Genomic DNA, 20,217 nt, shown 5'->3' with positions numbered 1-20,217 from the left:
TGAGCGCGGCGACAGATCAGCCGCGATGCTTTTTCTTTGGCTTCTTTCCGAATGCGCCCTTCGCGGGGGGCGCGCCGGCCGAGTGTCGGCGTCCCGTGTGGCCGGACTCGTCCTGATGTTTCTTTTTCTTCTCGAACCCAGGCTTCTTGGCAAAACCCGGCTCTCCACCGAATTTCGGGCTCTTCTTGCCGGGAGGCTTGCCGCGGTGTTCGCTTGCCGTTTCGCCGCGGGACTCGTCACGTCGAGGCGCGCTGTGACCGGCCTCGCCGGCCTCGCGCCAAGGTGCGGGCGACGGCGCACGCGCCGGCCTTTCGGAAGACGCCTGACCTGAGGGAGCATCCTGCAACGGCTCGATGCGGATGGTGTCTTCCTTGTCCGGACGCCGGATCTTGACCGCGAAGGAATCCGCGACCCGCGCCGCAATTTCGAACTCGGTGGTGGTGTCCATCACCTTGATGGAGCCGATGTCATTCTTGTCGATGCCGCCGCGACGGCAAATCATCGGCAGCAGCCAGCGGGCTTCGGCATTCTTTTTCCGTCCGATCGAGGCGCGGAACCAGACGGTGGCCTCGCCCATGCCGTGACGCGCCGATGATTTTCCCGGCTTCGCGCGGGGCCCGGCGGGACGATCGTCGCCGCGCGACGGTCGGATGTTGTCCCGGCCGCGATCGTCACGATCCTTGTCACGATCCTTGTCACGATCCTTGTCACGATCCCTGCCTCTGTTTTGGCCCGGATCGAGAATGTCTTCGGGTGAAGGAAGCCGCGCGCGGTAGAGACGCGCGAGCGCCGCGGCGATGGTCTCGGGCGACCGCTCGGCAAGCAATGCCTGCGCCAGCATCAGATCGTCGGGAGTCGACTCTTCGGTCAACACCGGATCATGCAGCATGCGCTCGTGATCGAGTTTACGGATTTCGTCCGGCTGAGGCGCAGTGCCCCAGACCGCGTCGATGCCGGCCGTCCTCAGCAGCAATTCCGCACGCCTTAATCTTGCCGGCGGTACCAAGAGAATGCTGACACCCTTTCGGCCGGCGCGGCCGGTGCGGCCCGAGCGATGCTGCATGACCTCGGCGTCATTGGGCAGATCGGCATGGATAACGAGATCGAGATTCGACAGGTCGATGCCGCGCGCCGCCACATCGGTCGCCACGCAGACGCGGGACCGTCCATCGCGCAACGACTGCAGCGCCTGGGTTCGTTCGTTCTGGGTCAACTCGCCTGACAGAGCGACCACGGAAAAGCCGCGCTCCAGCAGCGCCGCCTGCAAATGCCTGACGGCATCTCGCGTATTGCAGAACACCAGCGCGCTCGGCGATTCGAAAAAGCGCAGCACGTTGACGACCGCGTGCTCGACATCGCTCGGGGCGACCCGGATGGCGCGGTACTCGATATCGGCATGACCGCCTTCGTCGCCGGCGACCTCGATCCGAAAGGCGTGCTTCTGATACTGCTTTGCCAGCGCGACGATGCCGCGCGGAAACGTCGCCGAGAACAGCAACGTGCGGCGCGTGTCCGGCGTGGTCTTGAGGATGAATTCCATATCCTCGCGAAAGCCGAGATTGAGCATTTCATCGGCCTCGTCGAGAACGACGACCTTCAGGCCGGAGATGTCGAGATGGCCGCGCCGCAGATGATCGCACAACCGGCCGGGCGTCCCGACGACGATGTGAGCGCCGGCAGCCAACTCGCGTTGTTCGCGACGCGGGTCCATACCGCCGACGCAGGCGATCACGCGCCCATCCGCATATTGATAAAGCCATGCGAGTTCGCGCTGGACTTGCAGCGCAAGTTCGCGCGTCGGCGCGACGATCAAGGCCAGCGGCGCGGCGGCCCGTTCGAACCGCTCGGCGCTATCAAGCAGATCGGTAGCAATTGCCAGCCCGTAGGCGACGGTCTTGCCCGAGCCGGTCTGGGCCGAAACCAGCAGGTCGCGGCCGACGGCTTCGGTCGCAAGCACGGCGAGCTGAACGGGGGTCGGCTGATCATAGTTGCGCTCGGCCAAAGCTCGGGCGAGCGGCGCACTTGTCGTCGGAAAGGACACGAGATGGAAACCTTGGTTGGGTCAGGCGCAGACCATCGGGCCTGATGACTCGATGCTGCGAGCCCGGCAGGCGGCACGGCCGCGCGCGTGGCGAACTGATTTGAGGGTGCTTTACGCCAAACGAGGCCAAATCACCATGCCCGACGCATGATTGCGTCGCGTCTCTTTGAATCTTGGCTTCCAGCGGGGGTTAGGTGAACGGTTGATGCGCGAACAGCCCGCCCCGGCTAACTTTATTTCGCCTTGAGCGCCTTTTCGCGGGTCTCCAGCGCCGAAGCCATCAATTTCGGCAGGTTCCTGGCGTAAGTCTCGATGAATGTCGCGTCGCCGCAGGCCTTGGGATCGTGCGTAGCCTGCTCGGCGAGGCGCGCGGCCTTGGCCTCGCACTTCGCGAACATGTGCCAGAACCAGTCCGCGTTCTGGCCGAGCGCAGCCTTGTTCTGCTTGATGACGGCGGCCCCGACCGCGCTCATCGCGCTGACGGCGCCCGCGCTCAGCGTGCTGATGGCGTGCGGGTTCAGGATATCCTCGCGCTCATGCGCGTGGGCCTTGGTCGCGGTCGCTCTTCTCTTGGTCGGCATGTTCGGCTCCTGACATGTGTCCAGCTCGACGGGCGCGAGCATCGGCCTCGGCGGTTGACGAACACTCAAGGGAGATGGGGTGAAAAGCGTATTGGATTTCGCTCCGGTTTTATGCGTTTCAGAGGCATCGGGGTCGATGGCTCCCCGCGTTCATCCTCGCCGTGGCTCGCATCACACGCGCTTGCGTTCGCTGCAGTGGGCTCACGCTCGCCACCCTCGTCATTCCGGGGCGGGCGAAGCACGAGCCCGGAATCCATCGAGCCGCAAGCTTCGCGGATAAATGGATTCCGGGCTCTCGCTACGCGAGCCCCGGAATGACGGAGAGAGCAATCTACAACTAATTCGCCTTCTGCATCGCGGCGGTCTGCTTGGCGAGCTGCTTGTCGAAATCCTGCTCGAGCCCGGCCACGTAGGTCGCATTCTCGCCGGACTTGACGAACGGGTTCTGCGTGCTGTCCTTCATCAGCGCGCGCTTGGCCTGCATGTCGTAGACCTCCGGATGCGGCCCGAGCAGCACGTCGACCTTCATGCCCTTCACCTTGGCGAAGGTCGCGCGATAGTCATCGACGATGCCGGCATGCGTCGGGGTTCCGACCAGCCGGTTCAGGGCGACGGTTCCGCTGCAGAAGAACAGCACGGTGCGGTCCTGATCGCCATCGTGGACGGTCATCTCCCAGCTGGTGCAGCCGGGCGAGTGGCCGGGCGTTTCGTGCGCGATCAGCGTGGTGTCGCCAAGCGTCACCTTGTCGCCCTCGCCGACCGCGCGATCGACCTTCACCGCCGGAAAGGCCAGATCGGCATTCTTCTCGTCGCCCGGATAATAGCCGCCTTCGAGCAATGGCGTGTCGCGCTTGCCGGCGACCAGCTGCGCGCCGGTCTCCTGCTTGATCTCGGCAAAGCCGCCGGTGTGATCGAAATGCGCATGGGTGTTGAGGATGTACTTGATGTCGCCGAGCTTGAAGCCGAGCTTGGCGATGTTGTCCTTGATCATGCCGGTCGACTGCGGAAGCGCGGTGTCCATCAGGATCAGGCCCTGCGAGGTCTTAATGATGTAGACCGCGATCCCGTCGGTGCCGACATAATAGATATTGCCGATCAGCTGAAACGGCTCGAACGGCGTGGTCCACTTCTTGGTGACGGCCGCCAGAAAATCCTTCAGCGTCTGCGCCTGTGCGCCTGATACCATCAGCGCCAGGGCACACAGCGCGGCTGTGAGCGTTTTCATCGTTGCCTCCCTGCATAGTGTTGTTGCTTGTGACCAGCAGCCACTGTGCGTGTTTTTGCTTGTCGTCGCAAGCGACGCCGGCGCGGCAGGCAACGATGCCGCGGCCGCCCGTTTCACTTACCCCGTCGCCCGCACCGTGCCATGGCCGAGTTGGCGCGAGATATCGCCGGCGCAGCTGTGCAGCGCGGTCGCGATCGCACTGTCCCAACCGGCATCGAAGGTCCCCTCGGGCCCCATCGCGGTGATGACGAGCGTGACACGGCCCGTATGGTCGAACACGGGTGCGGCGAAGGCATTGACGCCCGGCAACGGGTCACCAAGCGCGCGTGCCAGTCCGCGGCTGCGCACCTCGGCGAGTATCTCGGCGACCTTCGGGCTCTTCGGCGCGCGCTTCGGGTTGTAGCCGACGCCGAGGCGATCAAGGCCGCTTTCAAGCGCCGCCTTCAGGGTGTTTTGCGGCATGAACGCGGCGAACGCCCGGCCGGTCGCGGTTTCAAGCAGCGCCACGACGGAACCGACGCGCATCGCGATATGCACGGGATGGCTCGGCTCTTCGAGGCGCACCACGGTCGGCCCGTGGGTGCCCCAGACCGACAGCGACACCGCGTGATCGATGGTGCCGGCGAGCGCCGCGATCCGCGGCGTGGCGATACGCACGGCCGAGAGGCGGCGCAGGCTGATCAGGCCGAGCTCGAGCGCCAGCGCGCCGATCTCGTAGCGTCCGGTGGTCTCGTCCTGCTCGATCAGGCCGATCCGGGAAAAGCTCACCAGATAGGGGTGCGCCTTGGCCGGCGGCATGCCGGCCTCGCGCGCGAGATCGCGCAGCATCATCGGCTCGCCACTGCGGGCGAGCGCGCGCAGCAATTCCCCGCCGACCTCGATCGATTGGATGCCGCGGCTTTCTCTGGTCATGTGCCCCCGTTTGCAGCGCCGGCAAGATGACGTCCGGCGATATAGCCGAAGGTCAGCGCGGGACCGAGCGTGATGCCGGCGCCCGGATAGTTGCCGCCCATGATGCTCGCCATATCGTTGCCCGCGGCATAGAGCCCGGGAATGACCCGCCCCTCGGCATCCAGCGCACGCGCATGCGCGTCGGTGACGATGCCCGCATAGGTACCGAGATCGCCGATCACCATCTTGATCGCGTAGAACGGCCCGTGTTCGAGTGGCGCCACGCAAGGGTTCGGCCCGTGCAGCGCGTCGCCCTGGTAGCGGTTATAGGCGCGCGAGCCCTTGCCGAAAGCAGGATCGCGGCCTTCCGCGGCAGCGATGTTGAATTCGGCGACGGTGGCCTCCAGTCCGCTGGCATCGATCCCGGCCTGCGCCGCGAGTTCGGCCAACGTGTTACCGCGTTTCAGATAGCCGGTCTTGAGATGATGGCCTGTTGGCATCGGGCGCGGCGGCACGCAACCGAGGCCGTATTTGCGCAGCGTCTGGTGATCGCAGAGCAGGAAGGCGGCGATCTCCTCGCCGGGCTTTGCGGCCTTCATCATCTCCTGCACGAAGTCGTGGTAGGAATTGCCTTCGTTGGCGAAGCGCTTGCCGTCGCGCATCACGGCGATCACGCCGGGCTTGGCGCGATCGATGAAGTGCGGCATCACGCCCTTCGAGCCGTCCTTGCGCGTGGTGACCGAGACCGGCACCCAGGCGGCCGCGTTCGGTAGCGAATCCTCGACACGGCCGCCGGCGGATTCCGCCAGCCGCAATCCGTCGCCGGTGTTGCCCGCAGGGCCCGGGGAATAGTGTTCCTTGCCGGTCGGCGCATGCGGAAACATTTTTTGGCGCCGCGCCACATCATGCGGAAAGCCGCCGCAAGCGAGCACCACGCCGCGCTTCGCGTTGACGCGGATCGTGCGCCCTTCGTGCGTGACGATGGCGCCGCGCACCGCGCCGTTCTCGATTATCAGCTCGCGCACCGGCGACGAGAGCCAGAGCGGAATGTTCAGGTCGAATGCCGATTTCGCCAACCTCCCGGCGAGCGCATTGCCGTTGGTCAGCGTCATGCCGCGGCCGTGGCGCATCACGTCGCCGGCATGCTTCGACAGCCGCCTGGCGACATAGGCCGCCGACATCAGCGAGCGCGTCGCGCGCATGAAATGGACGATCTCCTTGCCGGAGCCGAGCATCATGCCGAACACAGTGAGCTCGGGCAGCGGGCTGCCGAGATCGTTGATGGCCGGCCCAAGCTCGCGGCCGTCGAACGGGCGGGCGACCATGGAGCGGCCGCCCTGCGCGCCGCCGGGGGCCTCGGCGTGATAATCCGGGAAGGTCAGCGGCATGTCGAAACGCACCGCGGTCTTCGTGGTGAAGAAATCGACTGCCTTCGGCCCTTCGCTCAGGAAGGCATCGACGCGGGCGGCGTCAAAACTGTTGCCGGCCTCGTGCCGCAGATACGCCCTCGCCTGATCCGGGCTCTCCGCGATGCCCCAGGCTTTCGCCAGCGAGGTACCGGGGATCCAGAGCCAGCCGCCGGAGCGCGCGGTGGTACCGCCGAAACGCGGCTCCTTCTCGACCACCAGAACCTTGAGCCCGTGATGAGCCGCGGTGACAGCCGCCGACAGGCCGCTGCAGCCGGAGCCGACCACCAGCGCGTCGCATTCGTAGCTTTCTTGTGCGTTGTCGGTCACGCGCTCGCTCCTATTTTTTCAGAAGCGGACATTTGGACTCCGACACCGGACGGAACGCGTCCTCGCCCTTCACCGTCTTGACGATCTCGAGATAGTCCCAGGGCTCCTTGGACTGTTCCGGCGACTTCACCTTGGCGAGATACATGTCGCGGATCACGCGACCATCCTCGCGCAGCCGGCCGCCGTGGACGAAAACATCCTCGATCGGCAATTCGCGCATCTTCGCCATGACCTTCTGCGGATCGTCGGTGCCGGCGGCCTTGATCGCCTTGAGATAATGCAACACCGAGCCGTAGACACCGGTGTGGATCATGGTCGGCATGACATTGGTGCGGGCGAAGAACGTCTTCGACCAGGCGCGGGTCGCTTCATCCATGTTCCAATACGACGCCGTCGTCATATAGGTGCCTTGCGCCGACTTCAGCCCGACGGCATGGACGTCGGTGTCGAACATCAGGAGGCCGACCAGCTTCTGGCCGCCTTGCACCAGGCCGAATTCGCCGGACTGCTTGATCGCATTGTCGGTGTCCTGGCCGGCATTGGCGAATGCCACCACATCGGCCTTCGAGCTCTGTGCCTGCAGGGCGAAGGAGGAGAAGTCTGCGGTGTTGGTCGGATGACGCACGCCGCCGAGCACCTTGCCGCCCATCTCGTTGACGAAGCGGGTGGCATCCTTCTCGAGCTGCTGGCCGAAGGCATAGTCCGCGGTGATGAAGAACCAGGATTTGCCGCCCTCCTTGATGACGGCCGAGGCCGTGACCTTCGACAGCGCGTAGGTGTCGTAGGTGAAGTGCACGGTGTTGGGGCTGCACAGCTCGTCGGTCAGCGAGCTTGCACCCGGGCCGGAGAGCAGCGCGATCTTGTTGCGCTCGCGGACCATATTGTGAACCGCGATCGCGATGCCCGAATTCGGGATGTCGACGACGGCGTCGACCTTGCTGTTGTCGAACCAGCCGCGCACGATCTGGACACCAACATCGGTCTTCATCTGGTGGTCGGCGCTGATGATCTCGATCGGCTTGCCGAGCACGGTCGGCCCGAATTCCTCGACCGCCATTTTGGCCGCTTCGACCGAGCCTGGCCCGCTATTGTCCCGCCCCCAGCTCGATAGATCGGTGAGCACGCCGATCCGCACGACGTCGTCGGAGACCTGCGCATGGGCAGCCGATGTCATCGCCGCAACAACGGCGAGCGCAAGAACGTGTCGCGCAAGGACGTATCTCATGGGTTCCTCTCCCTTGGTCCGCTCTGCGGCGGTTTTTTTGGTCACTTACGAATTAGTAATTGTTTAATCTATTTGTCAACAGCAAATTGTCGTGCGGCCACTCCCGAAGGATTTGCCCTCGGCAACCTCATCGGGGCCAGAAGCAAGTCGATGTGAGATCGCGCCGGCTGCGGTCTTCAAGCGGGACGACGAACCCAGCTTGACGGTGGAGATTCCACGCGGAAGCTGGGACATCACGTCCAAGCCGGGAGACGCAGATGCCAACTTACTATTGCACCAGCGCGCAGGGGCGCCTCACCGCGGAGCAAAAGAACAGGATCGCCAGCGAGATTACCCGGATCCATGCCGAGGTAACGGGCGCGCCAAGCTATTTCGCGCAGGTGATCTTCACGGAGGTCGCGCCCGGGAACCTGTTCATGGGCGGCGAGCCGGTCACGCACGATCACATCTTTGTCTACGGCCATATCCGATCCGGGCGCGCAGCCGTCGACAAGACACGGATGATCCGGCTGATGGCCGACGCCGTCGCGCTGGCCGCCAACGTCGACAGCAAGCGCGCGGTCTGGGTCTATCTCAACGAGTTGCAGCCGCGGCAGATGATCGAGTTTGGCCATGTCCTGCCGGAGCCCGGCGATGAGCTTGTTTGGACCGATGGACTGCCGGAGGCGGATCGCGCGTTCATGCAATCGATCGGCAAGCGCCGCTGAACCGCGACGAGAGGCGCCGTCCGACAGCCGGACGGCGCCTCGTGAGCCTCACGCGTTGGTACCACCGTCCACGGTCAGGTTCGTGCCCGTGATGTAGGAGGCTTCGGGGCTCGCGACGAAGGCCACCAGTGCTGCGACCTCGTCCACGGTGCCATAGCGATTGAGAGCGGTGACGGCCTTTTGTGGCGTCGCCCAATCGCCCGACGCCGGATTGAGATCGGTGTCGATCGGACCCGGCTGAACGTTGTTGACCGTGATGGCGCGGTCGCCCACCTCGCGAGATAGCCCTTGCGTGAACATCCTGATTGCGGCCTTGGTGGCCGAATACGGCACCAGTCCCGGCGTCATCATACGCTCGCCAACGCATGACCCGATCGTCACGATCCGGCCGCCCTTGCGCATGTGCTTCAGTGCCGCCTGCGTCGCGATGAAGACGCCGCGGAGGTTGAGGTTGATCACCTGATCCAGTTCCTCCAGCGTCGTCTCCTCGAATTTCTTCGGGATCGCGGTGCCGGCGTTGTTCACGAGGATATCGAGCCCGCCGAACGAGGTGACGACCTTCTCGACCGCGGCCTTGACGGCGGCGGGGTTGGTGGCGTCGGCCTGGATCGCGATGGCTTTACCGCCGGCGCTCTCGATCGCCTTGACGACAACAGCGGCGGTGTCTGCGCCTTTGCTGTAAGTGATCGCAACTGCGGCGCCGTCGGCCGCGAGACGCCTGGCGATCGCGGCTCCAATGCCGCGCGACGCGCCGGTGACGATCGCAGTCTTGCCTTCGAGTTTCTTTGACATTGTCAGTCTCCATTCGATGAGATGAACAGGCAGCCGATATAGCCGCCTGGCAGAGTGGAAGGTTCAGAGCTTGGAGCCGCCGTCGACGCGGATGGTGTCGCCGGTGATCCAGCGCGCGGCGGGGGAGGCGAGGAAGGCAATGGCGTCGGCGATATCGTCCGGCTGCGCGATCCGCTTCAACGTCTGCAGGCCGAGCGTGTAGTCGCGGCCCACGTCGGTCTTGGCGAAGGACGACATGTCGGTCGCGACGACGCCCGGCGCCACCGCGTTGACGCGAATGCCGCGCGCGCCGAGCGCGCTCGCCAAATGCTTGACCAGCGTATCGATGGCGCCCTTGGTCACGGCATAGGCCGGCAAGGTGCCGACCACCGCGTGCGCCGCCAGCGACGAGACCAGCACGACGCTCGAGCCGTCGCAGAGGATCGGCAGCAATTGCTGGACCAGGAAGAACGGCGCGCGGACGTTAACGGCGAACTGGTGGTCGAAATCCTCGACCGTCGTCTCCTCGATCACGGCCGCCTTGGCGACGCCGGCGTTCGCAACGAGGATGTCGAGCCGATCGCCGGTGATCGCGCGCACCTGACGGGCCAGTTGATGTGGGCCGTCCGCCGCGGCGAGATCGGCCGCGATCGCATCGGCACGTCCGCCGCACTTGCGGATCTCGGCGACCACAGCGTCCGCCTCCTTCGCGGCCTGTCCGTAATGCACCAGCACCTGCGCGCCGAGCTTGCCGAGCGCGAGTGCGGTGGCGCGGCCGATGCCGCGCGAGCCGCCGGTGACGAGGGCTGTCTTTCCCTTGAGGCTGGTCATGGTCATTCTCCCTGCACGACGCGAAACGCTCGTTTCACGCCCATTGTGATTGATCGAGAAAGGCCGAGACGTCGCTGACGAACATCGCGGGATACTGGTAGAGCGAGCCGTGCGCCGAATCCGGGTAGAGGATCAGCTTCGCGTTCGGCAGATGCTGCTGCAGGATGAACGAGTTGATCGTGGTGATGATCACGTCGTTGCTGCCGTTGACGACCAGCGTCGGCTGCCTGATCTCCTTCAGATAGTCCCAGGCGTGCTCGCGCTTGGCGCCCCATTTGGCGATCGCCGCGCGTTGGGCCAACGCCGCCTGCTGCGAGACTTCGGGATCGCGATTCTCGGTCCGCCGCCGGAAGCGCTTGACGAATTCGCGCCCCGCGGCCTGGCTCGCGGCCGATGGCGTGAACTGCACACGGAGCCAGAGATCGTCGGGATTGGCATAGGTCGCGCCGAAGATGTCCCTGCCCTCCGGCGTGCCGGTATCCATGCTTTCGCCGCTGCGCGGTCCGGTGCCGACCAGCACCACCTGGCGCACCAGATCAGGCGCCTGCAGCGTGATTTCCTGCGCAACCAGACCCCCGATCGAGAAACCGAGCACATCGACCTGCGAAAGCCCGAGCGCGCGGATGAAGGCCATCGCATTGGCGCCCATTCCGGCGATACTTTCCGGCACTTCGCCCGAACTCGATAACAGACCGGCATTATCGAAAAGGATGACCTCGCGATCCCGCGCGAATCCATCGGTCACCGCCGGATCCCAGTAATCCATGGTGCCCATGAAGTGGATGTTGAAGACGAGCGGTACGCCGCCTTGCTTGCCGAAGCGGCGATAGGCGAAACGGATGCCGTTGGCCTCGACGAACTGCGTCGGCGCAGCGTCATGGGTGTGGCTGGTCATGGCTGCGTTCCCGTGTGGGCGATTGCGTTGGGTTGGTTGAGCGATCAACTGGCGGTCTTGCCGCCATTGACCCGGACGATCTGGCCAGTGATGAACGCCGCCTTTGCCGAGGCGAGGAAGGTGATGGCGTCGGCGATCTCCTCCGGCCGCCCTCCGCGCTTCAGCGGCAGCGCCGCATAGAACGCGGCCTTCCTCTCCGGGCTGCCCGCTACCCGATCGAGCATCGCAGTCTCGATCGGACCGGGTGCAACCGCGTTGACGCGGACACCAAAAGCCGCGGCCTCGAGCGCCGCCGACTTGGTGAGACCCTCCACCGCATGCTTACTCGCGGTGTAGACTGAAAGATTGGCCGCGCCACGCTCGCCCATCGTGGAGGAGATGTTGACGATACTGCCGGCGCCCTGCTTCTGCATCACACGCAGCTCGTGCTTCATGCTGAGCAGTGTGCCGAGCACATTGGTGTCGAATATCGCCGCATAGTTGTCCGGCGTCTGCTCGGTCAGCAGGCCACCTTTGCCGTCAGTGCCGGCATTGTTGACGGCAACGTCGAGGCGGCCGAACCGCGCGACGGTCTGATCGGCCAGGCGGCGGACATCGTCCTCGTAGCGCACGTCGGCGGCAATGAAGGCGGCTTCGGCACCGAGGCGCCGCAGCTCGGCTTCCAGCGCCCGGCCTTCGGTCCCGCGGCGGCCTGAGACGACGACGGTGGCGCCTTCGGTGGCGAAGGCAATGGCGGTGGCGCGGCCGATTCCGGTCAGCGCGCCGGTGATCAGCACGACGGGGGCAGGCATGACGTTTATCCCTGGAGAGTGCACCGGACCCTGCCGGAGGGGCATGGTCGAAGCGGAACGCTCATCGTTGGATAGCTATTTGGTCCAGGCTAGCGCCTTTGACCAAGACTTTGTAAGCTGCCTTTCATGCCTGAAAGGTATGGAATATGGAGCTCCGGCATTTTCGCTATTTCGTCGCGGTCGCCGAGGAAGGTAGCCTGACGGTGGCCGCCGAGAAGCGGCTGCACACCGCGCAGCCCTCCCTCAGCCGGCAAATCCGCGATCTCGAATATGAGGTCGGCGTGCCGCTGCTGACGCGCAGCGTTCACGGCGTTTCGTTGACCCCGGCGGGCCGAGCTTTCCTCGACCACGCCAGACTGACGCTCACGCAAGCCGATGCGGCCGCGGAAGCAGCACGGCGCGCGGCCCAGCCGAGCAAGCAGGTCTTTGCAATGGGGTTTACGACTGGCCAGGAGGTCGCCTGGCTGCCACGGGCCACCAGCCTGCTGCGCGACGATCTCGCCAATATCGAGATCCGGGTCTCCAGCGATCACTCGGCGACGCTGGCCGACGAACTGGTGCATGGCCGGCTCGACGTCGCCTTTCTCCGCGCCGAGCAACTGCCCGATATCGAGATCAAGATCGTCGCCAAGGAGCCGCTGGTCGCGATCCTGCCGAGCGACCACAGGCTGGCGCAGCGCAAGAACGTCGATATCAAAGATTTCGTCGGCGAAACCTATATCGGCATCTCGAAAGTGCCGCGGGTGCTGCGCGGCCTCATCGCCGACTACTTCAAGCAGCATAAAATCGAGATCACACCGTCACTCGAGATCGACAATTACGCGATGGCGATCTCACTGGTAGCCTCGACCCGTGGTGTCGCACTGCTGCCAGCCTCGGCGAAATATTTCCTGCCGTGGTCGGTCGTCAGCCGGCCGCTCAAGGGCGAGGCGCCGACCATCGACATTGCGATCGGCTATCACAAGGCGAACACCTCGCCGATCCTGAAGAACTTCCTTTCCAGGATCGATGAACTCTCCGCGGCGCACGCCGCCGAGGGTGGACCATCCCGATCGAAGCCCGCCGTCTAGCCGCATGCGCCGCGGATCAATGCCGAGGGGGCGGAGGCGCGCCGGGCTTTGCCGCACCGATGATTTTCATGGAGCCGGGGCCACGCGACTAGCGTCGTAGACTCGAACCTGCTGACGGCTCGGCTTTATGAGTTAATGTTTCAGCTGGTTGATGGGGCGTTGATCGCAAATTGCGCCGCAAAAGCCCGGATATAAGCGGGCCGAGCTTCCCCGCGAGCGACGTAGGCAGCCAGGTTTTGATATTCGTCCAGAATGCCTGACATTCTTAGTCGCAGCAGCACTGATACCATCAATAAATCGCCCGCGCTGAACGCATCATCGAGCCAGTCGGCGACGCCCAAGTGAGCCGAGAGTTGGTCCAGCCGGGCGCGAACACGGTCCTTTACCAACGGCAAGCGCGCCTCGCTCCAGGACTTGTCACCTTCGAGTATTTTTGCCGTCGTTAATTCGAGGACCGGCGGCTCGACGGTGTTAAGTGCGGCAAACATCCACGTGATCGCGCACGCGCGGGCATTGCGATCGTTCGGCAGCAGGCCCGCATGCTGCTCAGCAAGATGAAAGACGATCGAGCCGGTCTCGAACAGCGAGAGAGAACCCTCCTCATAGGTGGGGATCTGGCCGAAGGGATGGATCGCCAGATGGTCAGGCGCCTTCATCGCTGCGAAGGAAACAAGACGAACCTCATAAGGCTGCCCCACTTCTTCGAGCGCCCAGCGAACGCGCGTATCGCGCGCCAGTCCCTTGCCGCCATCGGGCGATCGTTCAAATGCTGTGATCGTGATTGTCATCGCATCCGTTTCCTGGCATGGGCGAATTTCGTCGGCTTCCTATCGTGACGACGAATGAGCCTCCCGGAAATCGACATCGGTCTTGAACTATTTTCATTGCCGGACGCAGATCGCGAATGCCCGCTTCTGATCAAAGGTCGTGACAGCGCGGTGGCCAATTCCGCAACGCCGCGCGTAGGGGCTGCCTTGTTCCATTGTCCGCTTTTGCGAGCTGGCGCCCTGAGAGCAGACCGCGGGCCTCCGACCAATTTCGGGTTCACGTCCTGGCCCACGCGTGCGCCCGCCTCACCCTTCTTTACAGTGTAAAGATTCCCCTTGACGCCGTCACGACTCCGTCTCTATGGTATCTTTACAATGGAAAGATAATACACGCCGTCTGGGTTCGAGCCGGGACCAGCGCGCCTTCTGCTGCGCCCTCCGTTCCGGCAGCTCATGTTGCAAGCATGCTTTCTCAGGGGGTGGATTTGCTCCAGGTCACTGCTGCCATCGACAATTCCGCGAAGCTCAGCCGATCGACCAAAATCCTCTATGGGCTTGGCACGATCGCATTCGGCGTCAAGGATCAGGGATTCAATTTCCTGCTCCTGATCTTCTACAATCAGGTGATCGGCTTGCCGGCACAAGCCGTCGGCAGCGCGATCCTGGTCGCGTTGCTGATCGATGCGTTTCTCGACCCTGTCGTCGGCCAGATCTCGGACAACTGGCGATCACGCTGGGGACGCCGGCATCCATTCATGTATGCCGCCGCGATTCCGGCTGCACTGTCCTATGCCTTGCTGTGGACGCCTCCCAAATGGTCAACAGAGGGCGTGCTGGCCTATCTGATCGTGACGACGATTGTCATTCGCAGTTTCATTACCCTGTACGAGATACCAAGCTCCGCGCTGGGTGCGGAACTCACCCGCGACTATGATGAGCGAACCAGCCTGATGAGCATTCGATACTTCTTCGGATGGCTTGGCGGTCTTGGCATGGCGCTGGCCGCCCTGCAGATATTTCTAAGGCCGGATGCGACCCATCCCGTCGGGCAGCTCAATCCGACCGGGTATCTGCACTACGGCATGGCCGCCGGTCTGGTCATCCTGGTGGCAATCCTCGTGTCGACATCAGGCACGCACAGGTTCATCGCCAGGCTCTCCGTTCCCGCCGCGCACAAGCACACCATCGGCGAACTTGCGCGGGAGATGATCAGTACCCTGTCTCACCGTCCGTTCCTGGTGCTGCTGCTGACGGCATTCTGCAACGCCGCCGGCCAGGGCCTGGTTCAGTCGTTGAGCCTGTACGTCAGCACCTACTTCTGGGGTCTTGGCGCCGCGCAGATCTCGCTGTTCGTCTTTGCCGGCTTCGTTGCAACGATCCTGGCGTCCGTATCCGCCACGCCATTGTCCAGGCGCATCGGCAAGAAGACGGCCGCGATCTGCTGCCAGCTGTTGGCGCTTACGTTTGCCGCCTTACCGATCCTGCTGCGGCTCCTGAACCTGTTCCCCGGCAACGAGGAACGGGCGCTGTTGCCCATTCTGATGGTCTTCACCGTCCTGTCGACGACGTTTTCGATCATGACGGTGATTCTCATTGCGTCCATGATGGCCGACGTCGTGGAGGACTCCGAGAAGCGAACCGGACGGCGCTCGGAAGGCTTGTTCATGGCCGCCAACGCCTTCGTCAACAAGGCGGTCTCGGGCCTTGGCATCTTCACGGCGAGCATGATGCTCGCGTTTGTGGGTTTTCCCGACGGCGCGTCACCCGGTCAGGTGCCGGCCGACGTGATTCGAAATCTCGGTATCACCTATGTGCCGTTCCTCGCTGTCCTCTACGGCGCGGCGGCCCTCATGATGTCACGATACTCGATCTCCCGCAGCAGCCATGAACAGACGCTGCGGGAGCTGGCTGCGACCAAACCCTGAGCGGAGCCCGGCACCACCGGGACTCACGCCGAAATGATAGGTGCGGTGGAACTACTAGGCCCCCGTCACGCGCCAGATCACGTTGCCGACGTCGTCGGCCATCAGCAGCGAGCGGTCGGGGCCGAGCGCGACGCCGACCGGGCGGCCGTAGGAGACCTTCTCGTCGGGCGCGAGGAAGCCCGACAGGATGTCGCGCGCAGGACCGGAGGGACGGCCGTTCTCGAACGGCACGAACACCAGTTTGTAGCCCGACAGCGTCGAGCGATTCCACGAGCCGTGCTGGCCGATCACCATGCCGTCCGGAAAGCCCGGCAGCGTGCCTGACGGCATCCAGCACAGGCCGAGCGAGGCGGTGTGGCCGCCGAGTGCGTAGTCCGGCTGGATCGCCTTGGCGACCATGGCCGGATCCTGCGGCACGCGATCGTCCACCGTCTGCCCCCAATAGCAATAGGGCCAGCCGTAGAAGCCGCCGTCGCGCACCGAGGTCAGATAATCCGGCGGCGTCTCGTCGCCGATGCCGTCGCGCTCGTTGACGACGGTCCAGAGCACGTTGGTCTTCGGCTCCCACGCCAGCCCCACCGCGTTGCGCAGGCCGCTGGCGAAGATGCGGCTGTTGCCGCTGGCGAGATCGAGCTCGTAGATCGCGGCGCGGCCTTCCTCGACCTCCATCCCCATCTCGGCGATGTTGGTGAGCGAGCCGACGCCGGCATAGAGCTTGGTGCCGTCTGCGCTCGGCAGCAGGCTGCGCGTCCAGTGCCCGGCGGGCTTGAAGCTGACGAACTTGCGTCCCTGCGCGGTGATGCGGTCCGCGCCCGCGACATAGGGAAAGGCGACCACGCCGTCGGTGTTGCCGACATAGAAGGTGTCGCCGACCAGCGCCATGCCGAACGGCTGGCTCAGCCCCTCCATGATGGCGCCGCGGGTCTCGGCCACACCGTCGCCATCGCGGTCGCGCAGCAAGGTGATGCGGTTGGCACTGACGCCGAGGGCTGCGGCGCGCCGCATCGTCGCCTGCATCGCGTAGTGAAACACGGTCCGCGGCGTTCCTGCGATCTGGGTCGCCTCCGCGATCAGCACGTCGCCGTTGGGCAGCACGTTGATCCAGCGCGGATGGTCGAGCCCGGTCGCGAAAGCATTGACCTTGAGCCCGGGTGCGGCGGTCGGCTTTTGGCCCGGGTCCCAGCCCCTCGCCGTCGGCATCTTGAGCGTCGGAAGCGCACCTTGCGACTTCGCCTCTGGAATCTCCGGCGTCAGGCCCCAGGCCGGCTTGGGCTCCGCGCCCTGCCGTCGCCGCCACGCCACCGCGCCGGCGCCGATTCCCGCCACGACGCGCGCAAAAACATCGGACATGCTCATGAAGTTCCCCTTTTTGATGGCGCACGATCCGGCGCGGGTTGGGTGGGTTTCGTCGGCAGCCGCCGCCCCTCCGGGGCCGGAGGGCATTCGCATTGGCGCTGACGCAGATGACAGTAGTTATACTATCTTAGCATTGGCCTCCGAATCGAGGAGATTAGGTGGGCGTTCTCTGTCAGAGCGCTTCCTCCCTTAACCTTTGCCCGCCGCAGTGGCGGGCCTTTTTTCCGGAACGCTGCCAACAAGCGGGCAGCGTCCTTCGGATATGGGCGGGAGATGGGCCCTCACCGGAAAATGATGACGCGCCGGTCGCACGTCACGTTCAAGAGTTGATCAGGGAATCGGGAACGCTGCTCCATCAAGGTCGTTGGTCGCAACACCAGCAAGGAGCATGTGAATGCAGCACAAGATCAAAATACTGTCACTGGTTGCAGCGTCGCTGCTCGCAACGACCGCGGGCGCGTTCGCGCAAGGTTACGATCAATATGGTCGCATTGTGGGGTGGCAGCGACCCGCGCCGCGCTATCAGGAGGTGCAGCCACGGGTGAACTATTACCCGGCTCAACCAAGCTGGTATGATTCATACGGATCGTACAATGGCACCAACCGTCCGACACCGAGCTCGTCGCAGGGCGACGTCGGGCCTGAGGGCAACAACAATGGCACGGTGACCGGCGTCTACCGGCAGTGGTAGTACACGCAGAATTGAGGCCCATCGCTCGGCGAGCGATGGGCCTTTTGCTGTTCAGCTGCGAGAGACGTTACAGCGTGATGTCGCAATGCGATGACATCGCTTACTTCACCATCGCGCCATAGACGATGTCCTGGACGTTCTCGCGATAGTATTTGCGGAGCTCGCCGGGCGCGGCCGTTCCGACCACCACGACGAGGCGCTCCTTCGGATCGCAGAAGAACTGCGTGCCGTAGGCGCCGTTCCAGGTGAACTCGCCGGGATTGCCCGGCACCGACGACAGGCCCTCGCTGGTGCGCACCGCGACCGCAAGCCCGAAACCGAAGCCGCCGCGATGCGGCTCGACATTGGCGACGTTGTTCTTGATCTCGGGCCCGAGATGGTTCGACGTCATGTGATGCACCGTCTTCGGGCTTAGGATCCGCTTGCCGTCGAGCTCGCCGCCGTTGAGCAGCATCTGTCCGAAGCGGAGGTAGTCGCCGACAGTGGCGAACGAGCAGGCGCCGCCGCAATCGAACTTGGTCGGCGTGTCGAGCAGTAGGATCGCCTGCGGCTTGCCGCTGAGCGGATCGTCGGCGAACGGACGGGCCAGACGCGCGCGCTGGGCATCCGAGGGATGGAACGTCGCATCCTTCATGCCGAGCGGCCCCCATACATTGGCCGAGAGATAGTCGCCGAGCCGCTGGCCGGAGACTTTCTCGACGACTGCACCGAGCACGTCGATCGAGAAGCCGTATTCGAATTCGGTCGACGGCTGGTGCACCAGCGGCAGCTTTGTAATGCGGTCGATGAAGGCCTGGGTGTCGCCTTCGCGCGCCGGCGCGGTGCCTTCGGGATAGAGACGCATCAGTGCGCTCGTACTGTCGGGGCGCCCGCCATACATCAGGCCGGAGGTGTGGCGATAAAGGTCGTGGATGAAGATCGGTGACGCCTGCGGGTCCATCTTCAAGGAGCCGTCCGGCTGCGGCACGCCGACTTTCATGTCGGCGAAACCAGGATAGTAGTCGGCGACCTTGGCCTGCAGCGGCAGCCGGCCCTGCTCCATCAGCGTGAGGCCGGCGACCGCCGCCATCGGTTTGGTCATCGACGCCAGCGCGAACACCGCATCGAGCGGCATCGGCGTGCCCTTGGCCGCATCGAGCTGGCCGTAGGCCCTGTAATAGACGAGCTTGCCGTCGCGCGCGATCGCCACGACCGCACCGGGCACGCGCTTGGCCGCGATCTCGCGAGCGAAGAAGTCATCGAGCCGCGCCAGCCCCTTCTGCGAGAAGCCGGCCTGGTCGGGCTTCGTCTCGGGCAGCGGCGCGGCGTGGGCGATGTCGAAAGCGATGCCGGCGGCAAATGCCGCGGCGACGATGAGTTTTTTCATTGTTTCCTCCCAAGGGAGGAGCAATGTCGGATGATTGTCGCGCCGTTACAATGTCCGCCGCGTGCATGCGCCCATGTTGTCTGCGTCGATCCATCGCACCCTGCAGACTCGCCCCAATCAGCGCGTGAGGCAAATCTAAGCTGGTTGGAGCGACAGGTTCGCGTCGCGCACCTCGCGAAGCTCGGCCGGCTGGCCGCCGAGGATCGGCTCGACCTCGTGCTCGAAGGTCTTGAGCGCGGCCCCGATCGCCTGGTGCATGTCGAGATATTTGTAGGAGCCGAGCCGGCCGCCGAAGATGACGTTCGGATGCGAGGACGTCATCGCGTGATAGGACGCCAGCATTGCCCGGTCGGCGGCGGTATTGATCGGATAATACGGCTCGTCTTCGCGGCGGGCAAAGCGGGAATATTCGCGGTAGATCGTCGTCCTGGCTTGCGTATGCGCGCGCTCCGGATGCAAATGCCTGAATTCGTGGATACGGGTGAAGGGCACATCCTCGTCGGCGTAGTTGATGACGGAGGCGCCCTGGAAGTCGGCGACGTCATGCACCTCGCGTTCGAAGTCGACGGTGCGCCAGCCGAGATGGCCGCAAGCGTAGCCGAAGAAACGATCGATCGGCCCCGTATAAATGACGAGCTGCTGCGGCGTGATCTGATCGGCGACGTCGAAATAGTCGACGCCGAGCTGAACCGAGATCTTCGGATGATCGAGCATCCGGCGGAAGATCGCGGTGTAGCCGTCGACCGGCATGCCTTCATGGCGGTCGGCGAAATAGCGGTCGTCGAAGGAGAACCGGACCGGCAGGCGGCCGATAATATCGGCCGACAGCTCGCGCGGATCGGTCTGCCATTGCTTCTGCGTATAGCCGCGGATCAGGAGATCGTAGAGCGTGCGGCCGACCGAAGCGATCGCCTTGTCCTCGAGGTTGTGGACGCCAGCTACACCATGGGCCTCCGCCTCGGCTGCGATCGCCGCGCGGGCCTGTTGCGGCGTCATGATCCGGCCGAACGCCGCGCACACCGTCGACAGGTTGATCGGCATCGAATAGACGCGGCCCTTTGCCACCGTGAAGACGCGGTGGCGATAGTCGGTGAACTCGGTGAAGCGGTGCAGATAGCGCCACACGGTCTCTGAATTGGTGTGGAAGATGTGGGTGCCGTAGCGATGCACCTCGACGCCGCTGTCGGAATCAGCTTCCGAATAGGCGTTGCCACCGATATGGGGCCGGCGGTCGAGCACGCAGACCGAACGGCCGAGCTGGCTCGCCACCTGCTCCGCGATCACAGCGCCGAAAAAGCCCGTGCCCACCACGACGACGTCGAAGCTATCAAGCTGCATCTGGCCCCCG

18 protein-coding genes are annotated in these 20,217 nt (G+C 64.2%); 4 read left to right on the top strand and 14 right to left on the bottom strand.

All coding sequences use genetic code 11. The annotated features are described in order from the left end of the window. Nucleotides 1–16: 16 nt before the first annotated feature. The 6 genes from UP09_RS35270 to UP09_RS35245 form a co-directional block, all read right to left on the bottom strand. Entirely contained in the window at nucleotides 17–2,041 is a 2,025-nt protein-coding gene (locus tag UP09_RS35270; RefSeq protein ID WP_044543005.1) for a DEAD/DEAH box helicase, read from the bottom strand. Between the two features lie 233 nt (nucleotides 2,042–2,274). Then, nucleotides 2,275–2,622, bottom strand: a complete 348-nt coding sequence (locus tag UP09_RS35265; RefSeq protein WP_044543202.1) for a hypothetical protein — start codon at nucleotides 2,620–2,622, stop codon at nucleotides 2,275–2,277. Between the two features lie 337 nt (nucleotides 2,623–2,959). Beyond that, nucleotides 2,960–3,847, bottom strand: a complete 888-nt coding sequence (gene blaBJP / locus UP09_RS35260) for a BJP family subclass B3 metallo-beta-lactamase (RefSeq protein WP_044543004.1) — start codon at nucleotides 3,845–3,847, stop codon at nucleotides 2,960–2,962. 117 nt (nucleotides 3,848–3,964) lie between these two features. Then, complete coding sequence (locus UP09_RS35255) at nucleotides 3,965–4,759, bottom strand: IclR family transcriptional regulator (protein ID WP_044543003.1); 795 nt, start codon at nucleotides 4,757–4,759, stop codon at nucleotides 3,965–3,967. Then, nucleotides 4,756–6,474 carry an FAD-dependent oxidoreductase gene (locus UP09_RS35250; RefSeq protein ID WP_044543002.1) on the bottom strand — a complete coding sequence of 573 codons (1,719 nt, stop codon included), beginning with the start codon at nucleotides 6,472–6,474 and terminating at the stop codon, nucleotides 4,756–4,758. The genes UP09_RS35255 and UP09_RS35250 overlap by 4 nt, the downstream gene beginning before the upstream one ends. Nucleotides 6,475–6,484: 10 nt before the next feature. After that, nucleotides 6,485–7,699 carry an ABC transporter substrate-binding protein gene (locus UP09_RS35245; protein ID WP_044543001.1) on the bottom strand — a complete coding sequence of 405 codons (1,215 nt, stop codon included), beginning with the start codon at nucleotides 7,697–7,699 and terminating at the stop codon, nucleotides 6,485–6,487. Between the two features lie 257 nt (nucleotides 7,700–7,956). On the opposite strand from UP09_RS35245, the gene UP09_RS35240 reads away from it, so the two are divergent. Further along, nucleotides 7,957–8,406, top strand: a complete 450-nt coding sequence (locus UP09_RS35240) for a tautomerase family protein (RefSeq protein ID WP_044543000.1) — start codon at nucleotides 7,957–7,959, stop codon at nucleotides 8,404–8,406. Nucleotides 8,407–8,454: 48 nt separating this feature from the next. Here UP09_RS35240 and UP09_RS35235 read toward each other — a convergent pair whose 3' ends face one another. From UP09_RS35235 to UP09_RS35220, 4 genes are all read right to left on the bottom strand, one after another. Beyond that, nucleotides 8,455–9,198, bottom strand: a complete 744-nt coding sequence (locus UP09_RS35235; protein ID WP_044542999.1) for an SDR family NAD(P)-dependent oxidoreductase — start codon at nucleotides 9,196–9,198, stop codon at nucleotides 8,455–8,457. A 63-nt stretch (nucleotides 9,199–9,261) separates the two neighbouring features. Next, nucleotides 9,262–10,008 carry an SDR family NAD(P)-dependent oxidoreductase gene (locus tag UP09_RS35230; protein ID WP_044542998.1) on the bottom strand — a complete coding sequence of 249 codons (747 nt, stop codon included), beginning with the start codon at nucleotides 10,006–10,008 and terminating at the stop codon, nucleotides 9,262–9,264. 34 nt (nucleotides 10,009–10,042) lie between these two features. Beyond that, nucleotides 10,043–10,903, bottom strand: coding sequence for an alpha/beta fold hydrolase (locus UP09_RS35225; protein WP_044542997.1), 861 nt, complete (start codon nucleotides 10,901–10,903; stop codon nucleotides 10,043–10,045). Between the two features lie 44 nt (nucleotides 10,904–10,947). After that, nucleotides 10,948–11,694, bottom strand: coding sequence for an SDR family NAD(P)-dependent oxidoreductase (locus UP09_RS35220; RefSeq protein WP_044542996.1), 747 nt, complete (start codon nucleotides 11,692–11,694; stop codon nucleotides 10,948–10,950). 146 nt (nucleotides 11,695–11,840) lie between these two features. Here UP09_RS35220 and UP09_RS35215 point away from each other — a divergent pair, with 146 nt between their 5' ends. Further along, the gene (locus UP09_RS35215) at nucleotides 11,841–12,764 is read left to right on the top strand and encodes a LysR family transcriptional regulator (protein ID WP_044542995.1); all 924 of its coding nucleotides are present in this window, start codon (nucleotides 11,841–11,843) and stop codon (nucleotides 12,762–12,764) included. Nucleotides 12,765–12,904: 140 nt separating this feature from the next. Here UP09_RS35215 and UP09_RS35210 read toward each other — a convergent pair whose 3' ends face one another. Then, nucleotides 12,905–13,552: a glutathione S-transferase family protein gene (locus UP09_RS35210; protein ID WP_044542994.1), complete on the bottom strand. Its 648-nt coding sequence runs from the start codon at nucleotides 13,550–13,552 to the stop codon at nucleotides 12,905–12,907. 194 nt (nucleotides 13,553–13,746) lie between these two features. Here UP09_RS35210 and UP09_RS35205 point away from each other — a divergent pair, with 194 nt between their 5' ends. Further along, nucleotides 13,747–15,456: an MFS transporter gene (locus UP09_RS35205; RefSeq protein WP_156164939.1), complete on the top strand. Its 1,710-nt coding sequence runs from the start codon at nucleotides 13,747–13,749 to the stop codon at nucleotides 15,454–15,456. Between the two features lie 54 nt (nucleotides 15,457–15,510). On the opposite strand, the gene UP09_RS35200 is transcribed toward UP09_RS35205, so the two are convergent. Next, the gene (locus tag UP09_RS35200; protein ID WP_044542993.1) at nucleotides 15,511–16,812 is read right to left on the bottom strand and encodes a PQQ-dependent sugar dehydrogenase; all 1,302 of its coding nucleotides are present in this window, start codon (nucleotides 16,810–16,812) and stop codon (nucleotides 15,511–15,513) included. A 394-nt stretch (nucleotides 16,813–17,206) separates the two neighbouring features. On the opposite strand from UP09_RS35200, the gene UP09_RS35195 reads away from it, so the two are divergent. Continuing rightward, entirely contained in the window at nucleotides 17,207–17,503 is a 297-nt protein-coding gene (locus UP09_RS35195; protein WP_044542992.1) for a hypothetical protein, read from the top strand. A 100-nt stretch (nucleotides 17,504–17,603) separates the two neighbouring features. Here UP09_RS35195 and UP09_RS35190 read toward each other — a convergent pair whose 3' ends face one another. Continuing rightward, nucleotides 17,604–18,869, bottom strand: coding sequence for a serine hydrolase domain-containing protein (locus UP09_RS35190; protein ID WP_044542991.1), 1,266 nt, complete (start codon nucleotides 18,867–18,869; stop codon nucleotides 17,604–17,606). Nucleotides 18,870–19,004: 135 nt separating this feature from the next. Beyond that, nucleotides 19,005–20,207 (bottom strand): UDP-galactopyranose mutase, encoded by a 1,203-nt coding sequence (gene glf / locus UP09_RS35185; RefSeq protein WP_044542990.1) that lies wholly within the window; start codon nucleotides 20,205–20,207, stop codon nucleotides 19,005–19,007. Nucleotides 20,208–20,217: the final 10 nt, after the last annotated feature.

It is taken from the genome of Bradyrhizobium sp. LTSP885 (assembly GCF_000938305.1).
Lineage (GTDB): Bacteria > Pseudomonadota > Alphaproteobacteria > Rhizobiales > Xanthobacteraceae > Bradyrhizobium.
Note: the sequence above shows the minus strand (reverse complement) of the source record. Positions and strands in the feature narration are given on the sequence as shown.